The sequence below is a fragment of the Bacteroides faecalis genome (genome assembly GCF_003865075.1).
Classification (GTDB): domain Bacteria; phylum Bacteroidota; class Bacteroidia; order Bacteroidales; family Bacteroidaceae; genus Bacteroides; species Bacteroides faecalis.
Genome location: NZ_BHWB01000011.1, coordinates 137,204 through 161,816 on the forward strand (window position 1 = coordinate 137,204; position 24,613 = coordinate 161,816).

General features: G+C 35.6%; 21 protein-coding genes, 2 tRNA genes and 4 pseudogenes. 17 read left to right on the forward strand and 10 right to left on the reverse strand.

Annotated features, from left to right (window positions below; genetic code table 11):
- Positions 1-609 precede the first annotated feature (609 nt).
- On the forward strand, positions 610-1,587 hold the full coding sequence (locus EJF25_RS17320) for a Gfo/Idh/MocA family protein (protein WP_125042109.1): 978 nt from the start codon (positions 610-612) through the stop codon (positions 1,585-1,587).
- A 565-nt stretch (positions 1,588-2,152) separates the two neighbouring features.
- Positions 2,153-2,770 (forward strand): annotated as a pseudogene (locus tag EJF25_RS26770) (ATP-binding protein); the annotation flags it as partial.
- Between the two features lie 25 nt (positions 2,771-2,795).
- On the opposite strand, the gene EJF25_RS17330 reads toward EJF25_RS26770, so the two are convergent.
- The gene (locus EJF25_RS17330; protein WP_125042110.1) at positions 2,796-2,984 is read right to left on the reverse strand and encodes a hypothetical protein; all 189 of its coding nucleotides are present in this window, start codon (positions 2,982-2,984) and stop codon (positions 2,796-2,798) included.
- Between the two features lie 147 nt (positions 2,985-3,131).
- Between EJF25_RS17330 and EJF25_RS17335 the strand changes: the two genes are divergently transcribed.
- The 3 genes from EJF25_RS17335 (at position 3,132) to EJF25_RS17345 (ending at position 4,181) form a co-directional block, all read left to right on the forward strand.
- On the forward strand, positions 3,132-3,869 hold the full coding sequence (locus tag EJF25_RS17335) for a class I SAM-dependent methyltransferase (RefSeq protein WP_125042111.1): 738 nt from the start codon (positions 3,132-3,134) through the stop codon (positions 3,867-3,869).
- A 128-nt stretch (positions 3,870-3,997) separates the two neighbouring features.
- Positions 3,998-4,072, forward strand: a tRNA-Pro gene (locus tag EJF25_RS17340).
- A gap of 34 nt (positions 4,073-4,106) precedes the next feature.
- A tRNA-Pro gene (locus EJF25_RS17345) sits at positions 4,107-4,181 on the forward strand.
- A 52-nt stretch (positions 4,182-4,233) separates the two neighbouring features.
- On the opposite strand, the gene EJF25_RS17350 is transcribed toward EJF25_RS17345, so the two are convergent.
- Positions 4,234-4,947: a tRNA1(Val) (adenine(37)-N6)-methyltransferase gene (locus EJF25_RS17350; protein ID WP_125042112.1), complete on the reverse strand. Its 714-nt coding sequence runs from the start codon at positions 4,945-4,947 to the stop codon at positions 4,234-4,236.
- 213 nt (positions 4,948-5,160) lie between these two features.
- Between EJF25_RS17350 and lon the strand changes: the two genes are divergently transcribed.
- Genes lon through EJF25_RS17365 form a run of 3 tightly spaced genes read left to right on the forward strand, consistent with a single transcriptional unit; the run spans position 5,161 to position 9,854 of the window.
- Positions 5,161-7,626, forward strand: coding sequence for an endopeptidase La (gene lon, locus EJF25_RS17355; protein WP_125042113.1), 2,466 nt, complete (start codon positions 5,161-5,163; stop codon positions 7,624-7,626).
- Complete coding sequence (gene tgt, locus EJF25_RS17360; protein WP_125042114.1) at positions 7,623-8,753, forward strand: tRNA guanosine(34) transglycosylase Tgt; 1,131 nt, start codon at positions 7,623-7,625, stop codon at positions 8,751-8,753. Before lon ends, tgt begins: the two co-directional genes overlap by 4 nt.
- Before the next feature lie 3 nt (positions 8,754-8,756).
- Positions 8,757-9,854 (forward strand): LptF/LptG family permease, encoded by a 1,098-nt coding sequence (locus EJF25_RS17365; protein WP_073350081.1) that lies wholly within the window; start codon positions 8,757-8,759, stop codon positions 9,852-9,854.
- Between the two features lie 165 nt (positions 9,855-10,019).
- Here EJF25_RS17365 and EJF25_RS17370 read toward each other — a convergent pair whose 3' ends face one another.
- A complete protein-coding gene (locus EJF25_RS17370) occupies positions 10,020-10,523 on the reverse strand; it encodes a redoxin domain-containing protein (protein WP_125042115.1) in 504 nt (167 codons plus the stop codon).
- 265 nt (positions 10,524-10,788) lie between these two features.
- Between EJF25_RS17370 and serB the strand changes: the two genes are divergently transcribed.
- Both serB and EJF25_RS17385 read left to right on the forward strand, forming a co-directional pair.
- Positions 10,789-12,018, forward strand: a complete 1,230-nt coding sequence (serB, locus tag EJF25_RS17380; RefSeq protein ID WP_125042116.1) for a phosphoserine phosphatase SerB — start codon at positions 10,789-10,791, stop codon at positions 12,016-12,018.
- 47 nt (positions 12,019-12,065) lie between these two features.
- Positions 12,066-13,322, forward strand: a complete 1,257-nt coding sequence (locus tag EJF25_RS17385; protein ID WP_125042117.1) for a DEAD/DEAH box helicase — start codon at positions 12,066-12,068, stop codon at positions 13,320-13,322.
- Positions 13,323-13,333: 11 nt separating this feature from the next.
- Here EJF25_RS17385 and EJF25_RS17390 read toward each other — a convergent pair whose 3' ends face one another.
- From EJF25_RS17390 to rfbC, 3 genes are read right to left on the reverse strand one after another with little or no spacing between them, the layout of a single operon-like run.
- Complete coding sequence (locus EJF25_RS17390) at positions 13,334-14,131, reverse strand: DUF4738 domain-containing protein (RefSeq protein WP_125042118.1); 798 nt, start codon at positions 14,129-14,131, stop codon at positions 13,334-13,336.
- Positions 14,132-14,167: 36 nt separating this feature from the next.
- A complete protein-coding gene (locus EJF25_RS17395) occupies positions 14,168-15,481 on the reverse strand; it encodes a UDP-glucose dehydrogenase family protein (RefSeq protein WP_125042119.1) in 1,314 nt (437 codons plus the stop codon).
- Between the two features lie 20 nt (positions 15,482-15,501).
- Entirely contained in the window at positions 15,502-16,050 is a 549-nt protein-coding gene (gene rfbC, locus EJF25_RS17400; protein WP_125042120.1) for a dTDP-4-dehydrorhamnose 3,5-epimerase, read from the reverse strand.
- A gap of 90 nt (positions 16,051-16,140) precedes the next feature.
- Between rfbC and EJF25_RS17405 the strand changes: the two genes are divergently transcribed.
- The 3 genes from EJF25_RS17405 to uxaC all read left to right on the forward strand — a co-directional run bounded on the left by EJF25_RS17405 (position 16,141) and on the right by uxaC (position 19,779).
- Positions 16,141-17,199, forward strand: coding sequence for an HU domain-containing protein (locus EJF25_RS17405; protein ID WP_125042121.1), 1,059 nt, complete (start codon positions 16,141-16,143; stop codon positions 17,197-17,199).
- A gap of 17 nt (positions 17,200-17,216) precedes the next feature.
- A complete protein-coding gene (locus tag EJF25_RS17410) occupies positions 17,217-17,744 on the forward strand; it encodes an FHA domain-containing protein (protein WP_125042122.1) in 528 nt (175 codons plus the stop codon).
- 628 nt (positions 17,745-18,372) lie between these two features.
- Positions 18,373-19,779 (forward strand): glucuronate isomerase, encoded by a 1,407-nt coding sequence (gene uxaC, locus EJF25_RS17415; RefSeq protein ID WP_125042123.1) that lies wholly within the window; start codon positions 18,373-18,375, stop codon positions 19,777-19,779.
- A 120-nt stretch (positions 19,780-19,899) separates the two neighbouring features.
- Here uxaC and EJF25_RS17420 read toward each other — a convergent pair whose 3' ends face one another.
- The 3 genes and pseudogenes from EJF25_RS17420 to EJF25_RS26825 form a co-directional block, all read right to left on the reverse strand.
- Positions 19,900-20,667 carry a GNAT family N-acetyltransferase gene (locus EJF25_RS17420; protein WP_125042124.1) on the reverse strand — a complete coding sequence of 256 codons (768 nt, stop codon included), beginning with the start codon at positions 20,665-20,667 and terminating at the stop codon, positions 19,900-19,902.
- A 26-nt stretch (positions 20,668-20,693) separates the two neighbouring features.
- Positions 20,694-21,520: pseudogene (locus tag EJF25_RS17425) on the reverse strand (AraC family transcriptional regulator).
- A 233-nt stretch (positions 21,521-21,753) separates the two neighbouring features.
- Positions 21,754-22,290 (reverse strand): annotated as a pseudogene (locus EJF25_RS26825) (GNAT family N-acetyltransferase); the annotation flags it as partial.
- Positions 22,291-22,303: 13 nt separating this feature from the next.
- Here EJF25_RS26825 and EJF25_RS17435 point away from each other — a divergent pair.
- Positions 22,304-22,540 (forward strand): annotated as a pseudogene (locus EJF25_RS17435) (ATP-binding protein); the annotation flags it as partial.
- A 35-nt stretch (positions 22,541-22,575) separates the two neighbouring features.
- Here the strand turns inward: EJF25_RS17435 and EJF25_RS17440 are convergent.
- A complete protein-coding gene (locus tag EJF25_RS17440) occupies positions 22,576-22,839 on the reverse strand; it encodes a hypothetical protein (RefSeq protein WP_125042126.1) in 264 nt (87 codons plus the stop codon).
- A gap of 316 nt (positions 22,840-23,155) precedes the next feature.
- Here EJF25_RS17440 and EJF25_RS25830 point away from each other — a divergent pair, with 316 nt between their 5' ends.
- From EJF25_RS25830 to EJF25_RS25840, 3 genes are all read left to right on the forward strand, one after another.
- Positions 23,156-23,404, forward strand: coding sequence for a hypothetical protein (locus tag EJF25_RS25830; protein WP_235016847.1), 249 nt, complete (start codon positions 23,156-23,158; stop codon positions 23,402-23,404).
- Entirely contained in the window at positions 23,352-23,726 is a 375-nt protein-coding gene (locus EJF25_RS25835) for a hypothetical protein (protein ID WP_235016848.1), read from the forward strand. The genes EJF25_RS25830 and EJF25_RS25835 overlap by 53 nt, the downstream gene beginning before the upstream one ends.
- A gap of 575 nt (positions 23,727-24,301) precedes the next feature.
- The gene (locus EJF25_RS25840; protein ID WP_235016849.1) at positions 24,302-24,532 is read left to right on the forward strand and encodes a hypothetical protein; all 231 of its coding nucleotides are present in this window, start codon (positions 24,302-24,304) and stop codon (positions 24,530-24,532) included.
- Positions 24,533-24,613: the final 81 nt, after the last annotated feature.

Here is a 24,613-nt window from a genome sequence, read left to right on the forward strand (position 1 = left end):
TGCAATAAATCGTAAAATCATCGGTAATTTTGCCTTAAACTACCGTATATTTGGGAATAATCAACCGTATAATTTGGAAAAAACAATGGGATGATTATACCAAAACATACGGATGGCGTCACTAAAAGTACCGCTTCGTATCATCAAAAGCACCGCATAATGACGACAAACCTGAAATCATGTTTGAGATCTTTACTTTTTCGATAAATTCACTCCTAGATTGGAATTATACACAAACATCTTGTGTCTATCAAAAAATGGATATAAAGAGTAAGAGCCACAACAAAAAGAAAGAAAAATCTGAAAGGGATAAACATATATTCCATTCAGAAGCTCTATAGATAAAATTATGGTAAACTCAACCCTCTCTATAATTGAAAAAAAACAATTCATAGTCCCTTTATCATTAAAAAAACGACTCATGAAGATCAGGAATATCAAAATGTCAATTTATCATTTTAATATTCCACGCTTGCAGGAATTTCATTAATTGCATGTCATCACTTAAATGAAAGAAAAAATTGGTTCGTTTATTCCTTTTTTGTATTTTTGAAAAAAGGAATAATATTACTTCATTCTCCAACTTTAAATAATATAAATGTAATAGATATGAAAACTTACAGGATAGGTATTATCGGTGCTGGACATATTGCCCGAAAAATGGCACACACGTTAGCCAATATGGAAGGAGTGGAACGTTATGCGATTGCTTCACGTGACATTGCAAAATCAGAAAATTTTGCCAAAGAATGGGGGTTCTCGCATGCTTATGGATCTTATGAAGAATTGGCAAACGATCCAGTTGTGGATTTAATCTACATTGCAACACCACACGCTATGCACTACGAACAAGCAAGGATGTGCATTCTAAAAGGGAAACCTGTATTATGTGAAAAAGCTTTTACCGCTAATGCGCGTCAAGCAGAAGAATTATTGAAACTAGCACAAGAAAAGCGGGTATTTATCGCTGAAGCCATCTGGACTCGCTATATGCCTTTGTCCCAGAAAATAACGGAATTAGTTCAAAGTGAAATAATCGGAAAACCTTTTTTACTAACTGCTAATCTTGGTTATGTTATTCGCGATAAGGAACGGTTGATAAAACCAGAGCTTGCTGGAGGCGCCCTCTTAGATGTGGGCGTATATCCACTGAACTTTGCGGCAATGATTTTCGGTACTGAAGTTAAAAATACATCGACAAGTTGTATAAAAACAGAATCAGGAGTCGATGCACAAGATAGCATTACACAGTTTTACTCCGCTGATCGTATGGCAATATTATCTTGTTCTATGTACGCCCAGACCGACCGTTTAGGCATTATTTCAGGTGATAAAGGTTGTATCATCGTAGAAAATATTAATAATCCACAGTCAGTAAAGGTTATAGACAATAATTATCGTCTCATTGCCGAATATCAGGCTCCTAAACAAATTACAGGTTTTGAATATGAAATATCAGCGGCTATCGAAGCCATAGAAAATGGCTGGGTGGAATCGCCTTATATGCCACATGCCGAAACAATTCGTATAATGAAGCAAATGGATGCCTTACGTGAAGAATGGGAAGTTAAGTATCCATTCGAATAACGAAGCTATTTCAAATTATCAATAAGTAATTTTAGGGACTGCTTGAAAAGTATGTAAGTTCTATCATTCTGTCATTCAACGCATTGAAAGCTCTCTTTTCTATTACATTCAAGAGTAGATTCTTCGACAAGCTCAGGATAACAGAATAAAATGATAACAACAATCACTTTTCAAACAGGCTCTAAAAGATAGTAATTATGGACTCCTTGAAACAACTTCATTCAAATATAACGGCCTTGTTTTATTCGTTTTTAATTACTTCTGCAGGAGTTTGTCGCGCAGTTTTCCATACTCTTCAAATAATAGTCAAAAAAATAATAAGTGCCATCACTAAAAAAACTTCTATATACCACCCACCAATCAATAGATGTCTTTTTCATATATATTTCGAGCCAATACTTCATGAGATGATATATCCAACTGAGAAAGCCACACATGATGCAATGACGAGCAACATCATATATTCTTTAATGAACAGATTCAGGATCATTCCCACACTAGCGTCATGCTATTTTCATCAATCATCTTACCTTTCAGTATTTCTATTCCAAAGAATAGCCCATGTTACAATGACTTAATGCAAACTTTTCACCCTCCATTCAAAAATAAGATAATGAATGAATGGCCTCAAGAACTTTCAGAAGCTTTAAAATATTTTCGGGAAAAGTTGTTAGCAGAAGAAGTTGAACACCAATATTATAGAAATTTATCAAATAAAGTAAATACTGTTGTTTTGGTTACATATAAAACGGGTTATATAGAGTGGATGAACCTGGCTGCTATTAATCATTTAGGCCAATACAGTACAATTACCAGAAAATCTACAAAGGGCTGCAATTACACCCAGACACTTCTGTACTTCAACAGGAAAAGGACAACACCTTATCAGCTTATTAAAAATGCACATGAAACATGTAGTCGGAAAACAAATAAAAATATTGAGATTAAAATAAGTTCTCATTCTACTAGTACTATTACTTTAACTGTATCGGATAACGGGGAATGAATATTACCGAATATATCGGGTAAAATATTTGTTCCTTTTTTTACTACAAATACATCAGGATCAGGCATTGGATTAAGCCTATGCAAACAAATAAATACTCTGCATAAAGGAAGTATTTCTGTAAAATCAGAATCTGGAAAAGGTAGTAGTTTCAACCTGACCTTTCCTAAAATCTAACAATTATTATAGCAGAGGATGATTATCACCCTCTACTACCTAAACTGTTCAAATCAGGATTTAGTTCTTTCACGGCTTCTTTTACCACCTTTTTAGTTGGTTTGCGGTAAGCTTCCGTTTGTTGTACTGGTGCTATTTCATTTACGATTCGCTCATATCCTTTTTGTTCCAGCAATGGCGTTTCTTTCGTTTCTTCTAATTTTTTTGTTTTCATATGGCATTTCTGTTTTAAGTTTTCTATTCTGCTAACAGAAAATAAAGAAAAATGGTTCATTGAATCTTAAAATATTTCTTGCTATTTAGCATAATTCTCATACATTTCCATATATTTGTCTACTTAACAATAGCCAATGATTAAATTATGAAAGAGAATAAGTACGACAATAATCGCTTTTTTAATCAATATTCCCAAATGTCTCGTTCCATAGAAGGATTGAAGGGTGCCGGAGAATGGCATGTTTTAAAGAAAGTATTACCAGACTTCACTAACAAAAAAGTGTTAGATTTAGGCTGTGGTTTTGGTTGGCATTGTATTTATGCAATAGAACATGGAGCCAAATTCGTGACGGGAATAGATATTTCTGAGAAAATGCTGGAAGAAGCTCGTAAAAAAAATGCGTCTTCATCTATTGAATATAAACGCATAGCTATTGAAGATTTTGAATTTCAACCGAACTCTTATAATATTGTGATCAGTTCATTAACCTTCCATTATCTGGAATCTTTTATTGATATATGTCAAAAAATAAACACCTGTCTAACAACAGGAGGTTCTTTTGTATTCTCTGTTGAGCACCCAATTTATACAGCCCACGGTATTCAAGACTGGTTTTATGATCAAGAAGGTACTCGTATACATTGGCCTGTCGATCACTATTTCTCAGAAGGAAAACGCAAAGCAACCTTTTTAGGTGAAGAAGTGATTAAATATCATAAGACTCTGACGACTTATATTAATAGCCTTCTCCAAACAGGATTTGAAATTTGTGAATTGATAGAACCACAACCTGAAATTACAATGTTAAACTCAATTCCGGAAATGAAAGATGAACTGCGGCGTCCTATGATGTTAATTATCTCTGCCAGAAAAAAAAGTTAGTTTGCAAACTAGTGAGTTTCAGGTTTTTGAAAATTAATAAAGAAAAAACTTTCATTCTGCTATTGTTAATTAAAAAATACTCCCTATCTTTGCACCGCTTAAAAAAAGGGCAACCCTTATAAAAGTAGCGGGGTGTAGCGCAGTCCGGTTAGCGCACCTGCTTTGGGAGCAGGGGGTCGTGGGTTCGAATCCCGCTACCCCGACTACAAAAAGAGGGTTATTAAGCTCAAAGTTTTTCGGGGTGTAGCGCAGTCCGGTTAGCGCACCTGCTTTGGGAGCAGGGGGTCGTGGGTTCGAATCCCGCTACCCCGACGATAAAATAAGACCTTTATATTTAGCATTAAGCTATTATAAAGGTCTTATTTTATTTCATATTCAAATAATACTCTCTCGTCAAAGCGACATATTCTTCACTATATTGATGCCTGGACACTTCTGTCAGCAGCTCTTCAATCAGACATACTTGTTTCTTGAATGAAAAACAAATCAATGTCCGTTTAGGAGTCCCTCCAGGTTTTGTTACTACATTCAATTGTTTAAAGGCATACATTCCATAATTAATGGCTATCAATTTCACTCTATCCACAACATCTGTAGGAATAACAATCGTAAACCTTCCTTCTTTTGCAAGTAGCTCCGACACCCCTTTTAATAATGCTTCATAAGTCAATGAACTATTATGTCGTGCTGTATTTCGTTGTCGATCTGAGCATGTAAGAGAATCTACAAAATAAGGAGGATTAGAAACAATCACATCAAATTTGTCAGTAGAATGATAAAACCTAAAATCTGTTTGCAAAACCTCTATTCGATTTTTCCAAGGAGAGCGAGATACGTTTTCTCTTGCTTGTTCAGTAGCAGCTTCATCAATCTCAAGTGCAACAATATGGCAATCAGATAAACTGCGTTGAGCTAACATCAATGCAACCAACCCCGTACCTGTTCCAATATCTAAAATTCGAAAAGCTCCTTGAATAGAGGTCCAAGCACCTAGCAATACCCCATCAGTACCAACTTTCATGGCACATTTGTCATGCCATACAACAAACTGTTTAAATTGAAAATAAGGATTCGACATAATCTCTCTATTCTAAACCTGTTTCTTATTCATATTTTACTGAAAACTGCCAAAAATAAATAATTATTATGGAATATATCCTTTGTCCCTTGAAATTTTGGCATTGTTTTTGTGTTTTTATTCTACATGCGCTTTATTATTAGAGAGAATCAATTAACTTTGCAAACGATTTATGCATATCAGTTATGACATAAACTAAATTAAAACGAAAAGATGAAAGATAAATATTTATTGGAAGATGTGAGTGATAACAACTTCTCACTTATCACAGACTATGATGGAAATGACGAACATGCGTTTGATGTGAATGTAAAATCAGGTGAAATTCTTCCGGTCCTCCCCCTTCGTAATATGGTGTTGTTTCCTGGAGTGTTTTTACCAATAACTGTTGGACGGAAAACTTCATTGAAACTGGTTCGTGATGCCGAGAAGAAAAATAAAGATATTGCAGTTGTATGTCAGAGATCTGCCCAGATAGAAGATCCTAAATTAGAAGATTTACATACTATTGGTACTGTAGGGCGAATTGTACGTGTACTTGAGATGCCGGATCAAACGACCACTGTCATTCTACAAGGAATGAAACGTATGCAACTGAAAGACATCATAGAAATCCATCCTTATTTAAAAGGAGAAATAGAGCTTCTAAATGAAGAAATACCTAAAAAGGATGATAAAGAGTTTCAGGCTTTGGTAGAAACGTGTAAAGACCTGACAATGCGTTACATCAAATCATCGGATATAATGCATCAGGATTCTACATTTGCCATTAAGAATATCAGTAATTCGATGTTTTTAGTTAATTTCATCTGTTCCAACCTCCCCTTTAAAAAGGACGAGAAGATGGATTTATTAGCTATCAATTCTCTAAGAGAACGTACATACCATCTTTTAGAAATTCTGAATCGTGAAGTTCAGTTAGCAGAAATTAAAGCATCTATCCAGATGCGTGCTCGTGAAGATATCGATCAACAGCAAAGAGAATATTTCTTACAGCAACAGATCAAAACGATTCAGGATGAATTAGGCGGTGGCGGTCAAGAACAGGAAATTGAAGAAATGCGTCAGAAAGCAGAAAGGATGCGTTGGAATGATGAGGTCAGGGAAACTTTCACGAAAGAGTTGGCTAAATTGGAACGCACTCATCCACAATCACCGGATTTTAGTGTACAACTGAACTATCTGCAAACAATGCTGAATCTTCCATGGGGAACTTATACAACTGATAATCTGAATCTGAAGAATGCAGAAAAGACGTTGAACAAGGATCACTATGGACTAGAGAAAGTAAAAGAACGCATTTTGGAGCATTTGGCAGTACTGAAACTCAAAGGTGACATGAAATCACCGATTATTTGTTTGTATGGCCCTCCAGGAGTTGGTAAAACATCACTGGGTAAATCTATTGCTTCTGCATTAAAACGAAAATATGTACGTATGTCCTTAGGGGGTGTACACGATGAAGCAGAAATTCGTGGTCACCGAAAAACATATATTGGTGCAATGCCCGGACGCATTATAAAAAGCCTGATTAAAGCAGGTGCATCTAATCCTGTATTTATTCTTGATGAAATTGACAAGGTTAGCGCTGATCGTCAAGGAGACCCGTCCTCTGCATTATTGGAAGTACTAGACCCCGAACAGAATACGGCTTTCCATGATAATTTTCTGGATGTGGACTATGATTTATCTAAAGTATTGTTTATTGCTACAGCTAACAATTTGAATACAATCCCTGGTCCATTGCTCGACCGTATGGAATTAATAGAAGTCAGCGGATATATCACAGAAGAAAAAATAGAGATTGCTCGTAAGCATTTGCTTCCGAAGGAATTGGAAGCAAATGGTCTGAATAAGACAGATATCAAATTCCCTAAAGAAACGTTAGAAGCTATCATTGAATCTTATACTCGTGAAAGTGGTGTACGTGAATTAGAGAAAAAGATAGGTAAGATCCTTCGTAAATCAGCACGCCAATATGCAACGGATGGTTACTTTGCTAAGAAAGAAATTAAGCCGTCAGATCTTTATGATTTTTTGGGTGCACCGGAATATACACGTGATAAATATCAAGGAAACGATTACGCAGGTGTTGTCACTGGATTGGCATGGACAGCAGTTGGTGGTGAAATTCTTTTTGTTGAAACCAGCTTAAGCCGAGGTAAAGGTGGACGTCTTACATTAACCGGTAACCTTGGAGATGTAATGAAAGAATCTGCCATGTTGGCACTTGAATACATCAAAGCTCATGCTTCTATACTTAATTTGGAGGAAGATATTTTTGAGAATTGGAATATTCATATTCATGTGCCTGAAGGAGCAATCCCCAAAGATGGTCCTTCAGCTGGTATAACGATGGCTACATCATTAGCTTCTGCTTTAACACAACGTAAAGTGAAAGCCAACATTGCTATGACCGGAGAGATTACCCTCCGTGGTAAAGTGCTTCCTGTAGGAGGTATCAAAGAAAAAATATTAGCAGCTAAACGTGCCGGAATTAAAGAGATTATCATGAGTTCCGAAAATAAAAAGAACATTGACGAGATTCAGGATATTTATTTGAAAGGACTCACTTTCCATTATGTAAACGATATAAAAGAAGTTTTCGCCATCGCATTAACTGATGAGAAAGTTTCTGATGCTATTGATCTATCTGTAAAGAAACCCAGCCAGGAATGACATTTGAGTTACAATATACAGACACTAAAAGTAATGCCCGTACTGGTCTGATAACAACAGACCACGGGCAAATACAAACGCCTATCTTCATGCCTGTAGGTACTTTAGGCACAGTAAAAGGAGTACATCTGACAGAATTAAAGGAAGATATCCAGGCACAAATTATTTTAGGAAATACCTATCACTTATATTTGCGTCCGGGATTAGACGTTATTGAAAAAGCTGGTGGATTGCACCGTTTTAATGGTTTTGATCGTCCAATGCTAACCGATAGTGGTGGATTTCAAGTATTTTCTTTAGCTGGTATTCGCAAACTTAGAGAAGAAGGTGCAGAGTTTCGTTCACATATCGATGGGAGTAAACACATCTTCACCCCTGAAAAAGTAATGGATATTGAACGTACGATTGGCGCCGATATCATGATGGCTTTTGATGAATGCCCTCCGGGGGATTCCAATTATGATTATGCTAAGAAATCATTGGGATTAACTCATAGATGGCTTGACCGTTGCATCCAGCGCTTTAACGAGACAGAACCTAAATACGGATATAAACAATCACTTTTCCCTATTGTACAAGGATGTGTATACCCAGACCTGCGTAAACAATCTGCAGAATTCATAGCCTCTAAGAATGCCGATGGCAATGCTATTGGAGGTCTGGCGGTTGGTGAACCTGTAGATAAGATGTATGAAATGATCGAGATTGTTAATGAGATTCTTCCTAAAGACAAACCTCGTTATCTGATGGGTGTTGGTACCCCTGTTAATATACTTGAAGGAATCGAACGTGGCGTGGATATGTTTGATTGTGTTATGCCTACCCGAAACGGAAGAAACGGTATGTTATTTACCAAAGACGGCATCATTAATATGCGAAACAAGAAGTGGGAAACAGACTTCTCTCCCATTGAGATTGACGGGGCCTCCGTTGTAGACACACTATATAGCAAAGCCTATTTGCGTCATCTTTTCCATGCACAAGAATTATTGGCAATGCAAATTGCTTCTATACACAATTTAGCATTCTATCTATGGTTGGTGGGAGAAGCACGAAAGCATATCATTGCCGGAGATTTTTCTACATGGAAACCAATGATGGTAAAAAAGGTGTCATCAAGATTATAAGAAATGAAAAGCAATCGATTCTTAAAACGGCTGGACTGGTATATCATCAAGAAATTCTTGGGGACATACGTATTTGCCATTGCATTAATTATTTCTATTGCAGTGGTATTTGACTTTAATGAGAAAATGGATAAGTTAATGGAACATGAGGCTCCATGGAATAAAATCATTGTCGAATATTACATGAACTTTATCCCCTATTTTTCAAACTTATTCAGTCCACTATTTGTATTCATTGCTGTTATTTTCTTTACTTCTAAATTGGCTGAGAATTCCGAAATTATTGCCATGTTCTCCACTGGTATGAGTTTCAAGCGAATGATGCGTCCATATATGATTTCTGCGGCTATTATTGCAGTGATAACTTTTACATTAAGTTCATACATTATCCCCAGAGGAAGTGTAACACGTTTGAATTTCGAGGATAGATATATTAAGCCTAAAAAAAAGAATACTGCACAGAATGTGCAGTTGGAAGTGGCTGATGGAGTGATTGCCTATATCAATAGCTATAATGATGCTTTAAAAACTGGTAATCGTTTTTCACTGGATAAATTTGTTGATAAAAAATTAGTTTCACATCTAACAGCACGACGTATCACATACGATACAACGACCGTCAATAAATGGACTATTCACGATTATATGATTCGAGAGCTTGATGGATTAAAAGAAACAATCACTAAGGGAGATCGGATAGACTCTATCATTAATATGGATCCTTCTGATTTCTTAATCATGAAAAATCAACAAGAAATGCTTACCAGCCCTCAATTGAGTGAATACATTGATAAACAAAAACGAAGAGGATTTGCCAATATAAAAGAGTTTGAGATTGAGTATCATAAACGAATTGCGATGTCATTTGCATCTTTCATTCTAACAATCATTGGTGTTTCTCTTTCTTCTCGAAAAACCAAAGGCGGTATGGGGCTTCATTTAGGTATTGGGCTAGGACTAAGTTTTTCTTATATCTTATTCCAAACAGTAACTTCAACTTTTGCTGTTAATGGAAATGTACCTCCTTTTATTGCTGTATGGATTCCAAATATTCTTTATGCAGGTATAGCATTCTTCTTGTACAGGAAAGCTCCAAAATAAAACAATAAAAGTATAAATCTAAAATAGAAGTTCCGCCTATTCATTGCTGTCAGCAAGAATAGGCGGAACTTTTTTGTTGTATTCATTTCCTCTTTTGTCCATTCTCCATCACCTCGCCAAAAGGCGATCTGGAAAATTCTACTTTCTCCTCACATCAAAAGGTTGTTAGCCAATCTTTTTTATATAAGCAGAAAGATCTGCAGCAGAGATGTTTTTGGCAATAATCACACCATTTCCATCCAATAAATAGTTAGTGAATCCCCGATTCAAACGGTACTTCTTAAATAATCCGGAATCCTCGCCTTCTGTTTCTACAAAACAAGTGGGCGTAACTATTTGATCCTTACGAATAGTTTCTTCAAAGATTGACTTATACTCATCAAACGAAACAGAAACCATTTCCACATTATGGGAAGAACGAAGCACATTGCTCAAACTTACGTTTTGCATCCGGGATTGCGCATCATAACTTGCCCAGAAACTAAGCAACACATATCTACCTTTCATATCAGCTAGCTTAAATAAAGGTTGCTTTTCTGACGTAGATTCGATTTTAAAATCAGGGGCTACGTCACCCGCACTCAAACCTCCGGTAGGTTTGTCTTTCTCAACGAAAGCGGTCAAGGAACAAATCAGTAATACAACAAAAATCCATTTTACATGTCTCATGTAAGTCGGTTTTGGTTAATACTATCCGGGACTGTCCTCAAACAGTAGTTTCTTCCCGAAACATCGTCTTTCCAGGCATCAGGCGAAGAGGAATCCGCTGATTATCAGTGCCTTTATTTTTGAAACTGGGTGCAAAGGTAAGTAATTATTAAATTAACTTCCAAGAAAATAAGTAGATTTCTTACTTAATAGGCATAAGTTTTTATGTTATTTAGCATAAAAACAAACTTTTTTCTCTACTTTTGCACGATAAAGTCTATTTCTTATGCAACCATCAAATACTGAATTAATTTTGATTAGGGTTACCGGTGAAGACCGTCCCGGGCTGACAGCTTCTGTAACCGAAATTCTGGCTAAATATGATGCTACTGTCCTTGATATCGGTCAAGCAGATATTCATAATACTTTATCATTGGGAATCCTTTTTAAAAGTGAAGAACGACATTCTGGATTCATTATGAAGGAATTATTGTTCAAAGCTTCATCATTAGGAGTAAGCATCCGATTTGAGCCTATCACTACAGAACAGTATGAGAATTGGGTGGGAATGCAAGGTAAAAACCGATATATACTGACAGTATTAGGACGTAAGCTATCTGCGCGACAAATATCTGCTGCAACTAGTGTCTTGGCAGAACAAGGTTTAAATATAGATGCAATCAAACGTTTGACAGGACGTATTCCTTTGGACGAAGGTAAGACTGATACCCCTACCCGCGCCTGCATAGAATTCTCAGTACGAGGAACTCCCAAAGATCGGATTGCTATGCAAGAGCGATTGATGCAGCTTGCCAGTGAGTTAGAAATGGACTTTTCTTTCCAACAAGACAATATGTATCGTCGTATGCGCCGTTTGATTTGCTTTGATATGGATTCTACATTGATCGAAACAGAAGTTATTGATGAGTTGGCTATACGTGCAGGCGTAGGTGAAGAAGTAAAAGCGATCACTGAAAGTGCCATGCGTGGAGAAATAGATTTCACAGAAAGCTTTACACGTCGTGTAGCTCTTTTAAAAGGGTTGGATGAGTCTGTAATGGAAGAAATCGCTGAAAGTCTACCGATCACCGAAGGAGTGAATCGATTGATGTATGTTTTGAAGAAATATGGGTATAAAATAGCTATTCTTTCAGGAGGATTCACTTATTTCGGGCAGTATCTACAAAAGAAATACGGCATTGACTATGTATATGCGAATGAATTGGAGATAATAGACGGTAAGCTGACTGGACGTTATCTAGGAGACGTCGTTGATGGCAAAAGAAAAGCAGAACTTCTTCGCCTAATAGCTCAAGTGGAGAAAGTAGATATAGCTCAAACAATAGCTGTTGGCGATGGAGCTAATGATCTTCCTATGTTAGGAGTTGCCGGATTGGGGATTGCTTTCCATGCAAAGCCGAAAGTTGTAGCGAATGCGAAACAATCGATCAATACTATCGGATTGGATGGAGTACTCTATTTTCTGGGATTCAAAGATTCTTATTTAAATATGTAATTGAGAGCAAAATTTATTCTATCTTTGCTGGCAAATAATTTTAGATAATGAAGTTTTCCGAACTACAACTGAACGCAAATGTGCTTGAAGCGCTTGACGCAATGCGATTTGACGAATGCACGCCTATACAAGAGCAAGCAATTCCAATAATACTTGAAGGTAAAGATTTGATAGCAGTAGCACAAACCGGCACTGGTAAAACTGCAGCATTTTTACTACCCGTTCTTAATAGATTATCTGAAGGAGGTCATCCAGAGGATGCTATTAATTGTGTTATAATGTCTCCTACCCGTGAGTTGGCTCAACAAATAGACCAACAAATGGAAGGCTTCTCTTATTTCATGCCTGTATCAAGTGTTCCTGTATATGGTGGAAATGATGGAGTATTATTTGAGCAGCAGAAAAAGGGGTTAACTTTAGGTGCTGATGTAGTTATCGCTACTCCCGGACGGTTAATTGCACATTTAAGCCTTGGATATGTAGATCTTTCCAAGGTTTCTTATTTTATATTAGATGAAGCAGATCGTATGCTTGATATGGGTTTCTATGATGATATCATGCAAATCGTGAAATATCTGCCGAAGGAACGTCAAACAATTATGTTTTCGGCTACCATGCCTGCTAAGATACAACAATTAGCAAAGACTATATTGCATGATCCGGTAGAAGTTAAACTTGCTGTTTCACGCCCGGCCGATAAAATTATTCAGGCAGCATATATCTGTTATGAGAATCAAAAACTAGGAATCATACGGAGTCTATTTTCTGATGAAGTTCCGGAACGTGTTATCATTTTTGCTTCTTCTAAAATTAAAGTAAAAGAAGTAACTAAAGCACTTAAAATGATGAAATTGAATGTAGGAGAAATGCATTCGGATTTGGAACAAGCTCAACGGGAAGTGGTTATGTACGAATTTAAGGCGGGAAGAATCAATATTTTGGTCGCAACTGATATTGTTGCGCGTGGTATTGATATTGATGACATACGATTAGTCATCAATTTTGATGTGCCACATGATAGTGAAGATTATGTGCACCGTATTGGACGTACAGCACGTGCTAATAATGATGGAGTGGCAATTACTTTTGTTAGCGAGAAGGAACAGACAAATTTCAGAAATATTGAAAACTTCCTCGAGAAAGATATTTATAAGATTCCCATTCCAACAGAGCTGGGCGAAGCTCCGGAGTATAGACCACGTTCATTCGAAAGAAGAGCATCCGACTGTAAGAGAAAAAATTTCCGCGGGAAAAGACCGAGCAGTAAAAAAGGAGATTTCCGTTCTTCTCCTCAAAAGAACTAGGACATTTAAACTTACTTAACAGAAGATATAGTTAACTTACCATCAAAACTAACAGTTAAGTTCACCATATTATAAATCAAACTTTCCGGAATGGATAAAGCAGCCTGATAATGGAAACCATTCCGGTCTACTTTTATAAAATGCATATCAGACAAAATTGATTGTTTCAAATAATCAGCAGAAACCACATTGTCAAACATTTGCTTGGTAATATCACTTGCAAATAGGCTCTTCTTTCCTTCATAGACACAAATGTGCATTACATTATCATAATACACATTATCCATGCTCAATCCATCCACTGAATAAGCCGTTTTCATCACTTTCATCTGGGAAGGATTAATATACACATAAGCACGATAACGAATACCATCGTAGCTCACGACACTATCCCGTTTAGTAACTTCTGTATAAATAGGAATCACTGTTGCCCGATTGACGAAAGACAAAGAATCATTCTCATCTTCTGATTTATGTAGTCTAATCGTATTATCCACCATAGAATGAAACCAGAAAATATGTTCTGCCTGCTTATCTATTTTATAACAAGTAGTATCATTGCCATACGTATAAAGAGTATCTTGGATAATTTTAAATGTAATTGGAGCACTTTGCGCATCAGCGTAATAAATTGTATCTCCTTTTACATACATCAGCGGTTCTTCTGATTCATCATCTACCCAGATACCTTGCAGTAATTCTTTGGCATTTAAATCTTCTTTTTGTTGAGAAGATTCTGACTTTTTGCTACTGCTGCTACACGCCGAAAGCAAAATCGCTATAAACGATATCGCTACATACTTTATCATTTGTCTAATTTTTGTACGAAAGATACTTTATTTATTTCATTTTCCAATGCATGAATAAATAAATCCAAGTTCTTCCATTTCTTTTTTGTCATAAATGTTACGACCATCTAATACAATCTGCTGAGCCATTGTTTTCTTGATAACGGCCCACGAAGGTAAACGGAATTCTTTCCATTCTGTCACCAACATCAAAGCATCGGCATCAAGTACGGCATCATACATATCACAAGCATAATAAACAATATCTCCAATTCGCCGTTTACATTCCTCCATTGAAGCTGGATCATATACACGGACATGACAACCTGCCTTCAATAACTTATCAATCAGCACTAACGACGGAGCTTCCCGCATATCATCAGTCTCCGGTTTAAATGCTAATCCCCATAAAGCAATGTTTTTGCCTTCTATATTACCATTAAATTGCTTCATCAATTTATCAAATAAGACACCTTTCTGTAGTTCATTTACTTCCTCTACAGCACTAAGCACACGCATTGTATATCCATTTTGCTCAGCTGTCTTAATTAAAGCTTTTACATCTTTAGGAAAACAAGATCCCCCATATCCAATACCCGGATACAAGAATTTACGTCCTATACGGGTATCAGAACCAATACCGCTCCGAACCATATTAACATCAGCTCCAACCAATTCACAAAGATTAGCAATATCGTTCATAAAACTAATACGGGTTGCCAGCATTGAATTCGCAGCATACTTAGTCATCTCAGCGGAAGGAATATCCATAAAAATAACCCTAAAATTATTAAGCAAAAACGGCTTATATAACTTAGACATCAGTTTCTCGGCACGTTCTGATTCCACTCCAACTACTACACGATCCGGACTCATAAAGTCGCTGATGGCATTTCCCTCTTTCAGGAATTCGGGATTGGAAGCGACATCAAATGCAATATTCAAGCCTCTCTTATCTAGCTCTTCCTGAATAACAGCACGAACTTTACGGGCAGTTCCTACCGGAACCGTACTTTTAGTTACCACCAATTTATATTGGTTCATATTTCGTCCAATTGTACGTGCCACTTCCAACACATAACTGAGGTCAGCACTACCATCTTCATCCGGAGGAGTTCCTACAGCACTAAATATAACTTCTACGTCATTCAAACAACTTTCCAATGAGGTTGTAAACTTCAGACGTTTCGCTTTCATATTTCGAAGTACCATTTCTTCCAATCCATTTTCATAGATAGGAATAATTCCCTTCTTTAAAGATTCTATTTTATTGTTGTCAGTATCCACACAAGTTACATTCACACCGATTTCAGCGAAACACGTTCCTGTTACTAACCCAACGTATCCAGTTCCTACAATTGCTATTTTCATATCTATTATTTGCTAGAACTTTATTCAAAATAAACAGCATCTTTAAATGCTATTCCCTGCTTATCTTTGGGAGACAGTAACATTTGAGACTCCGTCAACGGCCAATCTATTCCTAATGTTTCATCATTATATATAATAGACGCTTCTGCCTGAGGGGCATATTTATTATCTACCTTATACGTGAAAATAGCTTCCTCACTCAACACAGCAAAGCCATGTGCAAATCCACGAGGTATGAAAAACTGCCTTCTGTTTTCCTCGCTAAGCAATACGCTGATATACTTTCCAAATGTAGGAGATGACTGACGTAAATCAACCGCAACATCTACTACTTTTCCCTTGATAACACGTACTAATTTTGATTGGCTATATTCTCCTTTTTGATAATGTAGTCCTCTTAATACTCCGAATGAAGATTTTGATTCATTATCCTGTATAAAATTCACCGAACCAATGTTTGCTTCAAACTCATCTTGCTTGAATGCTTCCATAAAATATCCCCTTTCATCGGAGAAAACCTTTGGTTCTATCAACCAGACTCCATCTATTTCTGTTTGTATATAGTTCATTGCTAATAGTGATAAATAAAACGATGCAAAAGTAGTGAATTTTTCGCAGTTTTCTGGGATATATGCAATTTATCTCTTAATTTTGCACACATGATTGAATTAGCACAACATATAGAATCACTCTTATTAGAAAACGATTGTGTAATCGTTCCCAATTTTGGCGGTTTCGTAGCTCACTATGCACCCGCTTCATATATAAAAGAAGAAAATCTTTTCTTACCTCCTACCCGTATCGTCGGTTTTAATCCGCAATTGAGATTAAATGACGGGGTATTGGTTCAATCCTATATGTCAGTGCATGATACCAGTTTTTCCGATGCTACCCGATTAGTAGAAAAGGAAGTGGCTGAATTGATCGGACTTCTTCATGAAGAAGGAAAGATACATCTGGAGAATATTGGCGAAATTCATTATAATATTTATGGTAATTTTGAGTTCGTACCTTATGATTATAAGATTACGACTCCTTCTCTTTACGGACTCGACACTTTTGAAATGCAAGAGCTTTCTGTGCTGCAACAAAAAGAGAGAGTATTAGTGCCAGCTAATTTATCCCCAAAGAAGAAGACTTATGAAATTATCATTAACCGTACCTTTATACGTAATGCTGCTGCTATGATTGCTGCTATCGTATTGTTCTTTGCTTTCTCTACTCCCGTAGAGAATACATATATTCAAAAGAATAATTATGCTCAGCTTCTTCCTACCGAATTATTTGAGCAATTTGAGAACCAATCAGTAGCAATGACTCCTGTTCAAGTACAACCAAAAGCTGCTCAACAGAAGTATAAAAAAACGATTACTCCCCAATCAAAAAAGGTTGTAGCTAATAAAAGCCAAGTAACAAAACCAGTTGTGGTAAAAGAAGTAAAGGTTGCCAAACCGAAAGCTCCCGTAGTAAAAGTATCTCATCCTCAGGCCAATAATCCTTTCCATATAATTGTTGCAGGAGGAATCAATCAGAAAGATGCAGAGACAATTGCTAACCAGTTACAGACTAAAGGATTTACCGAAGCTATGGTTTTAAATAATGACGGAAAAGTACGTGTAAGTATCCGCTCATTCAATAATCGCGAAGAAGCAACTAAGCAATTATTGGAATTAAGAAAGAATGAAACTTATAAAAGTGCCTGGTTGCTAGCAAAATAAAAATCCCCTTTTTAAATATGAAAAGAGTTCTTTGTCCCAAATGCGAAAATTATCTATATTTTGATGAAACTAAATACAGTGAAGGTCAATCACTCGTATTCGAATGTGAACATTGCGGTAAACAATTTAGTATCCGGCTTGGAAAAAGCAAAGTAAAAGCCCTTCGTAAAGAAGAAAATCTGGAAGCAGTAGAAGAAGCTCTCAAAGAGGAATTTGGATATATCACAGTTATCGAAAATGTATTTGGATATAAACAGGTCCTTCCCTTACAAGAGGGTGACAATGTTATTGGTCGTCGTTGTGTAGGAACAGTTATTAATACTCCGATAGAAAGCGGTGATATGAGTATGGATCGTCGTCATTGTATTATTAATATAAAACGTAATAAACAAAAAAAGTTGATTTACACATTAAGGGACGCTCCCAGTCTCACCGGCACTTTTCTTATGAATGAAATATTAGGAGATAAGGACCAGATTCGTATTGAGGATGGGGCTATTGTTACTATTGGAGCTACTACCTTTATACTACATACTGCAGAATAAAGTGTAAATTATGCAAGAAATCTTATGTATTTCTTACTATTATTTAGTTTAATAAAAAATCAGATTAATCTATTTTGAGAGTTTCATAACTTCGCCTCACGTACGAGACCCCAATAACTCATGTACAAGGAACCAATTAGACTTTAAACTATAGTTATTTGATATCACCAGAGGAATAGACTATCCGACAAAAAAATACATTAATACATTATAGTTCTCTGTTCAACCAAGTGAACTAGATAAATATCAAATATTACGATAGAACTGTACTTTCTTCTTTTAAAAGACCTTCATGGATCGCTTAAAAAAATATGGTATTGTCTTTTCATTTTTAACAAATACATCAGATAGATAATAATTTTCATCTAATACTCTCCTTCTCTGCGAAAACATAAAAACCATATCCTAATGGTATAGCTTTAGTCCTCCATAGTCTAAAACTTAAATATTATAAATAATCATCGCAAATATATGAATTATTTTGTTGCTATAAGTAAATATTTTACTTTTGTGTTCGATAACGGTTGGTAAAGTTGAATCATTTTTATACTCATATCATCTTTATTATCAATACTATATAAGTATAAACTCGAAAAGTAATAATTATATATACTAAAAACACAGTAAAATGAAAAACTTCATGGACGAAAACTTTTTGTTGCAGACAGAAACTGCACAGAAGCTATATCACGAACACGCGGCTAAAATGCCAATTATTGACTATCACTGTCACTTAAGTCCTCAAATGGTAGCTGACGATTATCAATTTAAGTCACTTACTGAAATATGGTTAGGTGGCGACCACTATAAATGGCGTGCTATGCGTACCAATGGTATAGACGAACGCTATTGTACAGGTAAAGATACCACAGATTGGGAGAAATTTGAGAAGTGGGCTGAAACAGTTCCTTATACATTCCGCAATCCTTTATATCACTGGACTCATCTGGAATTAAAAACAGCTTTTGGAATCAACAAAATATTAAACTCCCAGACCGCGCGTGAAATCTACGATGAATGTAATGAGAAATTAACCCAAGCGGAATACTCAGCCCGAGGAATGATGCGCCGGTATCATGTTGAAGTAGTATGTACTACTGATGATCCGATAGATTCATTGGAATATCATATTAAAACACGCGAGAGTGGATTTGAAATCAAAATGTTACCTACATGGCGTCCCGATAAAGCAATGGCTGTTGAAGTTCCTGCCGACTTTCGTTTGTATGTAGAGAAGCTTTCAGCTGTAAGTAATATTAGCATCTCCAATTTTGATGACATGATTGTTGCTCTTCGTAAACGCCATGACTTCTTTGCAGAACAAGGTTGCCGTTTATCTGATCATGGAATTGAAGAGTTCTATGCTGAAGATTACACTGATACAGAAATCAAAGCTATCTTTAATAAAGTATATGGTGGTGCAGAGCTCTCAAAAGAAGAAATTCGGAAGTTTAAATCAGCAATGCTGATCATCTTTGGAGAAATGGATTGGGAAAAAGGATGGACACAACAATATCATTATGGTGCTATACGGAATAATAATACCAAAATGTTCAAATTGATAGGTCCTGATACTGGATTCGATTCCATCGGTGAGTTTACAACAGCCAAATCAATGTCAAAATTCCTCGATCGTTTGAATTCTAACGGTAAATTAACGAAAACTATTTTATATAACTTGAATCCTTGTGCCAATGAAATGATCGCAACAATGCTTGGTAATTTTCAGGATGGCTCTATTCCTGGCAAAATTCAATTCGGTTCTGGATGGTGGTTCCTTGATCAGAAAGATGGTATGGAAAAACAAATGAATGCTCTTTCTGTATTAGGTCTTTTAAGTCGTTTTGTAGGTATGCTCACAGATTCTCGCTCTTTCCTTTCTTATCCGCGTCATGAATATTTCCGTCGTACGTTATGTAATCTTGTGGGACGAGACATAGAAAATGGAGAAATCCCTGCATCTGAAATGGAACGAGTGAACCAGATGATTGAAGATATCAGTTATAATAATGCAAAGAACTTTTTTAAGTTTTAACCGTTAAAGATTCATTCACAATAAAACGCTGTCTTGAAGTTATTATTAGCTTAGACAGCGTTTTTAGTTATAATTCTCTTTGTTAATCAGAATAAAAATCCCCTTAATAGAGTGAGAGACTTACACTCCCATAATTTTATCGAATCGTTTATCGATACATACACTTAGGTCGGTAGTTATAAATTTGCCATTATAGAAGAGAGTAAATATAGTGGCCGGAGTTGGTGCATTCTGCGCTTGCTCCATAGTCTCCAGTTTAATTACTTTCAGTGGTATATGTTTATTTTTAGCTATATTGACCAATGAATTGCAAACATGATACTCCGTAAATGGACAACGATTAGTATAGTAGACAACTAAGCCTGTTTTCTCAGGACATTCACCACTTAACACACATCTTCTGAATGAAGGATCAGATGCATTATTATTTATTTTCAACACTAAAAGGCTAAATCCATTAGGCAGTATCTCAACCGTTTTAAATCCCTGCTTAAGCATCCATTTAGTATCACTCATAAAATGAAATTTTGATATACCTACTACTGTAGCTAATCCGTCCTTTCCCTGTACTCTTGCATCATCAATAGCAGACTCCAACAAAGCTTTTCCATGTCCACAACCTTTGTATTTACCTGATACCCAAAAACAGTTTATCATTAAATAGTTTGGTGCTTCCACCGGGATCCATGCTTTTTCCGCAGGAACATATTCAATAAAAACTTTGGCACGCTCATTTAGTTTCCTGAAAACATATCCATTATCCAATTCATTTTTCAACCATTTCTTTTTCATTGCATAACCTTTTTTACATTTTTTATCTGAAAAAGCACAGCAAATATGTTCAGCCTCCATATTATCTCTCGTCAAAGTAATGTATTCTGTCTTCATAATTTTCTTATAATAAAGTTTGGTATTTATTTTATTGGTATATAAATTTTCGTTACCTGTTTTTTAGTATTCTCCTCAGAATAATAAATATATTCTTCAAAAGACATACCATAACGTATAGTATATTCAGCATAGATAGATATATTGTTATATAGAACTCAGAATAATCGCCTTTCAAGGTATAAACTGCATACTTACCTGCTTGCAATTGAATGGTTCCCAAATCCCTGGTTGGAGTAATCCTTTTTTTAACAGATGCACAAGCATAGAATCGACACTGCCCGATATTAGTTACATTAGGATCATCAAAACTCAATCCTATAAATCGTGTATTATCTGATAAAATCTGATTTTCTTTTAAATATATCATCAACTTACTCCATGAATTCTCTTCTCCATATCTCCCTATAATACGAATATAAATCAAATTTAATCCTTCAAAACTATATATTTCCGATTGAAGATGCTTTTTTACTTTACTGTTTCGTTCTATATTTTGTTCCAATTGTAATCGCAATCTTTTTATATATACGTTAGGAGATATTCCCATCTGTTTCTTAAAGGCTTTAGAAAATGCTTGTGAACTATCATAGCCTACCATTTCAGATAATTCTGTCAAACTCAATTCTTCAGTCTGCATATACAAGATTGCGTTCTCAATACGTTGCCTTGATGTATAAGCATATAAGGATTCATTTAGAGCTGAACGCATAATACGAAGTAACTGTCTTTGTGATATATTTACTTCATTTGCTATTATAGCCAACTGTAAAGGACGATGCAAGTTTGCATTGATATAATCAATAATTTGATTGACCTTTTGTTTATGTATTATTTTTGTACTATCCAGCATGTTGTGCATTCTTTGGGAACAAAAGTATGCAATTTGAATCAATGAGACATTGTCCATTCCCGCCAAATTAAGAACTTTTCCTAAAACAAAAGAATTTCTTCTTATTAATTCAACATAATACTTTAACAATGATTTCCCTGTTCCCAGATCTTTATAGCTTTTTTTAATAGGGCTTTTACAATGAACTTATGAAATATGCGTATAATAAAAAGTAGACTTTTCCTAAGTTATTATTATACTTTACATAAGTCGTAAGCTAACCTTTTGTTTTTCCTCTTGAGAAGGTAAGCACAATAATGACACCTTGTTCCTAAAGTAATTTCATGTTCATTCCGGCTGATTATCATATCTGTGAAGCTACCACCTGTTTGAAACCCCAAAGGCTTTACAAGCATATCACGTAATTTTAGTAGATATAATACCATTTTTGGAAAGCGTATAAAAACCAATTCCATAAAATCAGTAGGTTTCATTTCTTTTGAATGATAAAGATAATCAGTATAGCAATCTTTATAATCAAAAACTCGTTTCATTGGTACGCTGGATATTCCATTTAGGGTCTGTCTCTTTCCAGTAACAACAAGTCCTAAATTATGATAGAAAGGAACAGCATAGGTAGAAGAATTAACTGTCATTTCTGCTAAAGAATGATCGTTTATCACAGATTGAAAGAGCGATCTACCAATTCCTTTTTGGTAATATTCTGGTTTGATGAAAAATAATGAGATATGTTTGTCTTCGTCTCTAAGTGCCATCATACCAACAAATTCATTACTTTCAAACGTTAGTTATGATAAGGAAGGAGGCGAACTATTGTTTAACTACCTATCACTCTGAGCAAGGAAAAAAGCGACAATCATTACCACAGATCTATCGTTTGACAGATGGGGAAAAATTGTAAAAGATAAAGTATTAGTTACAGCAATGGTAGACAGACTCACTCATAAAGCACATCTGGTGAACATGACTGGACAATCTAAAGAAACACAAAACATGAGGAAAAATGTACAGGAGAAATAAAAGAATTATATCCTTTGCAAATCTAAACTAGTGGACTATTTTTCAATTATTAGTTGGTAGACTTTTCGATTATTATATACAAACTGGTACTGCGAAAGGACAAATTGCAGCCTTTGATTGATAATTTTAGCATCTTTGCGACAAACGACCATCCCATGATCAAACTCATAAAGATTATCAATAGTATAATCTGTTTTAATGTAACGTACTTCTCTCTTTTCTGTTACTGCAATAAAAATCGGGAATTTTCCTTCTTGATTTTGTCTTGAATTCAAGACTGTTAAATGAAGCTTTGCCATAATTGATAGTTTTTTCGACAAACATTTTGACAAACATTTTAGCTTGTATACGGGTAAGTTTATCGTTTTTTTTTAACTATTTACAATCATTGCTTTAATAAAACAGGCTGTAAATTGTTTATTTACAGCCTGTTACCTTGTGTGATTTCGAAGCGATTCGATTTTTGAAATCTCATAAATAATTTTATAACTAAAAATATTTGATAATCAGTGATTTTATTAAAATATGTGTTGCATGACATTTTATTTTGTTGTGCAATTTTGCAAATATGTTGTGCAATATTAGTATATTTGCACAACCAATAATTGATGAGATATGACTACTGTAAAAGCATTTATTCGAACTGGGCGGAAAGATAAAGAGGTTAATGTTAGATTTCGTTTATCTGACGGAAGAGATGTCCAGTTATTCCATAAATCCGAATTTATGGTGCTTCCTACACTTTGGGATGCTAAGAACGAGCAGTATAAGGCCAAAAGCTTGGTGAAACTGGAGGAAAGAACATTATTCAATGCGTCTAAACGAAAGGAAGAAGCTGATTTTATCTCTGTATGGTGGAGATAAGTCTTTGACAAGTGATAAGCTTGAGAAGTTAATAGATGAACATCTCCATCCTGAAAAATATGATGTAGCAGATCAAAAAGAATCATTATGCGAGATGTTCCAACGTTATGTAAATGGTTGGTTAGATACTGGCGTTATAGGTCTAGGCAGAAAGAAACATTATGATGTAGTAATACGGGAACTAAACCGTTTTTTAATTATTAATGGTATTGATGGAGAACCGGTAGAGGTATTTAATAAAGATATGATTCTCAAATTTCGTGAGTTCCTGCGTATTGAACATACTTTGTTGATAAATATCCCGGTCTGTATGTTGATATGAACAATAGAAACAGACCTTCAAAGGAAAGAAGCCAAAATACAATAGCCGAGAAGCTTTTATTAATTCAGGCTTTTATGGTGAGTTAGAACGAAATGATGTTATCCCTGTTTCACCTTCCGAAAAATAGGAAAGGAAAAAGAGGCTATTATGAAGCAGCAATATGATGAGCCGGCATTTCTTACAAAAGCGGAATTTAATGCCATTTTAGTAAAGGACTGTCCGGATTCATTGCAGCGGAGTAAGGATATATTTATTGTACAATGTTGTTTTGGTGGTTGTCGGAGATTTAGACTTTTTAGGTGTTTCACTTTGATAACATCGGAATTGAAGAAGGATACCCTATATTCATTATTACCTCAAAAAACACATAGGGATGGGCTTATACGAACCGAAAATAAGAACACCTATAATTCGGATAGCTTATGACATCATAATGAAGTACAAAGGGAAACTTTCAAAAAATGCATTATTGCCGTTTTATCCGGATGGAAATGGGGGAGACAGGGTATAATTATCAAATAAGAATTGTTGGAATATTATGGGATAGAGCGTAAAATTGCAATATTAATACATCATTGAGTACAAACGAATATAAGCCAATTTATGAAATAGCAAGCAGCAAATTAGCTCGAAAAACTTCATGTGGATTTGATGTAATAAAACAAATTGATAAATTCTGCGCCGGCCTTCATGCGACGAAAAATAGTAGTGCGGTAAACCGATACACCAATATGGGGTTAAAAGAGCGTTTTATTCTAATGTGTGCAGCTTTTGGATGTGAGGGTTATAACGTTTTTGAGATTTAAAAATAGACATGAAAACTTATAAATGAATGTAAAAATGGAAGTACTAACAGTGTTTTTCGAGGCTATTGATAATATATTGAT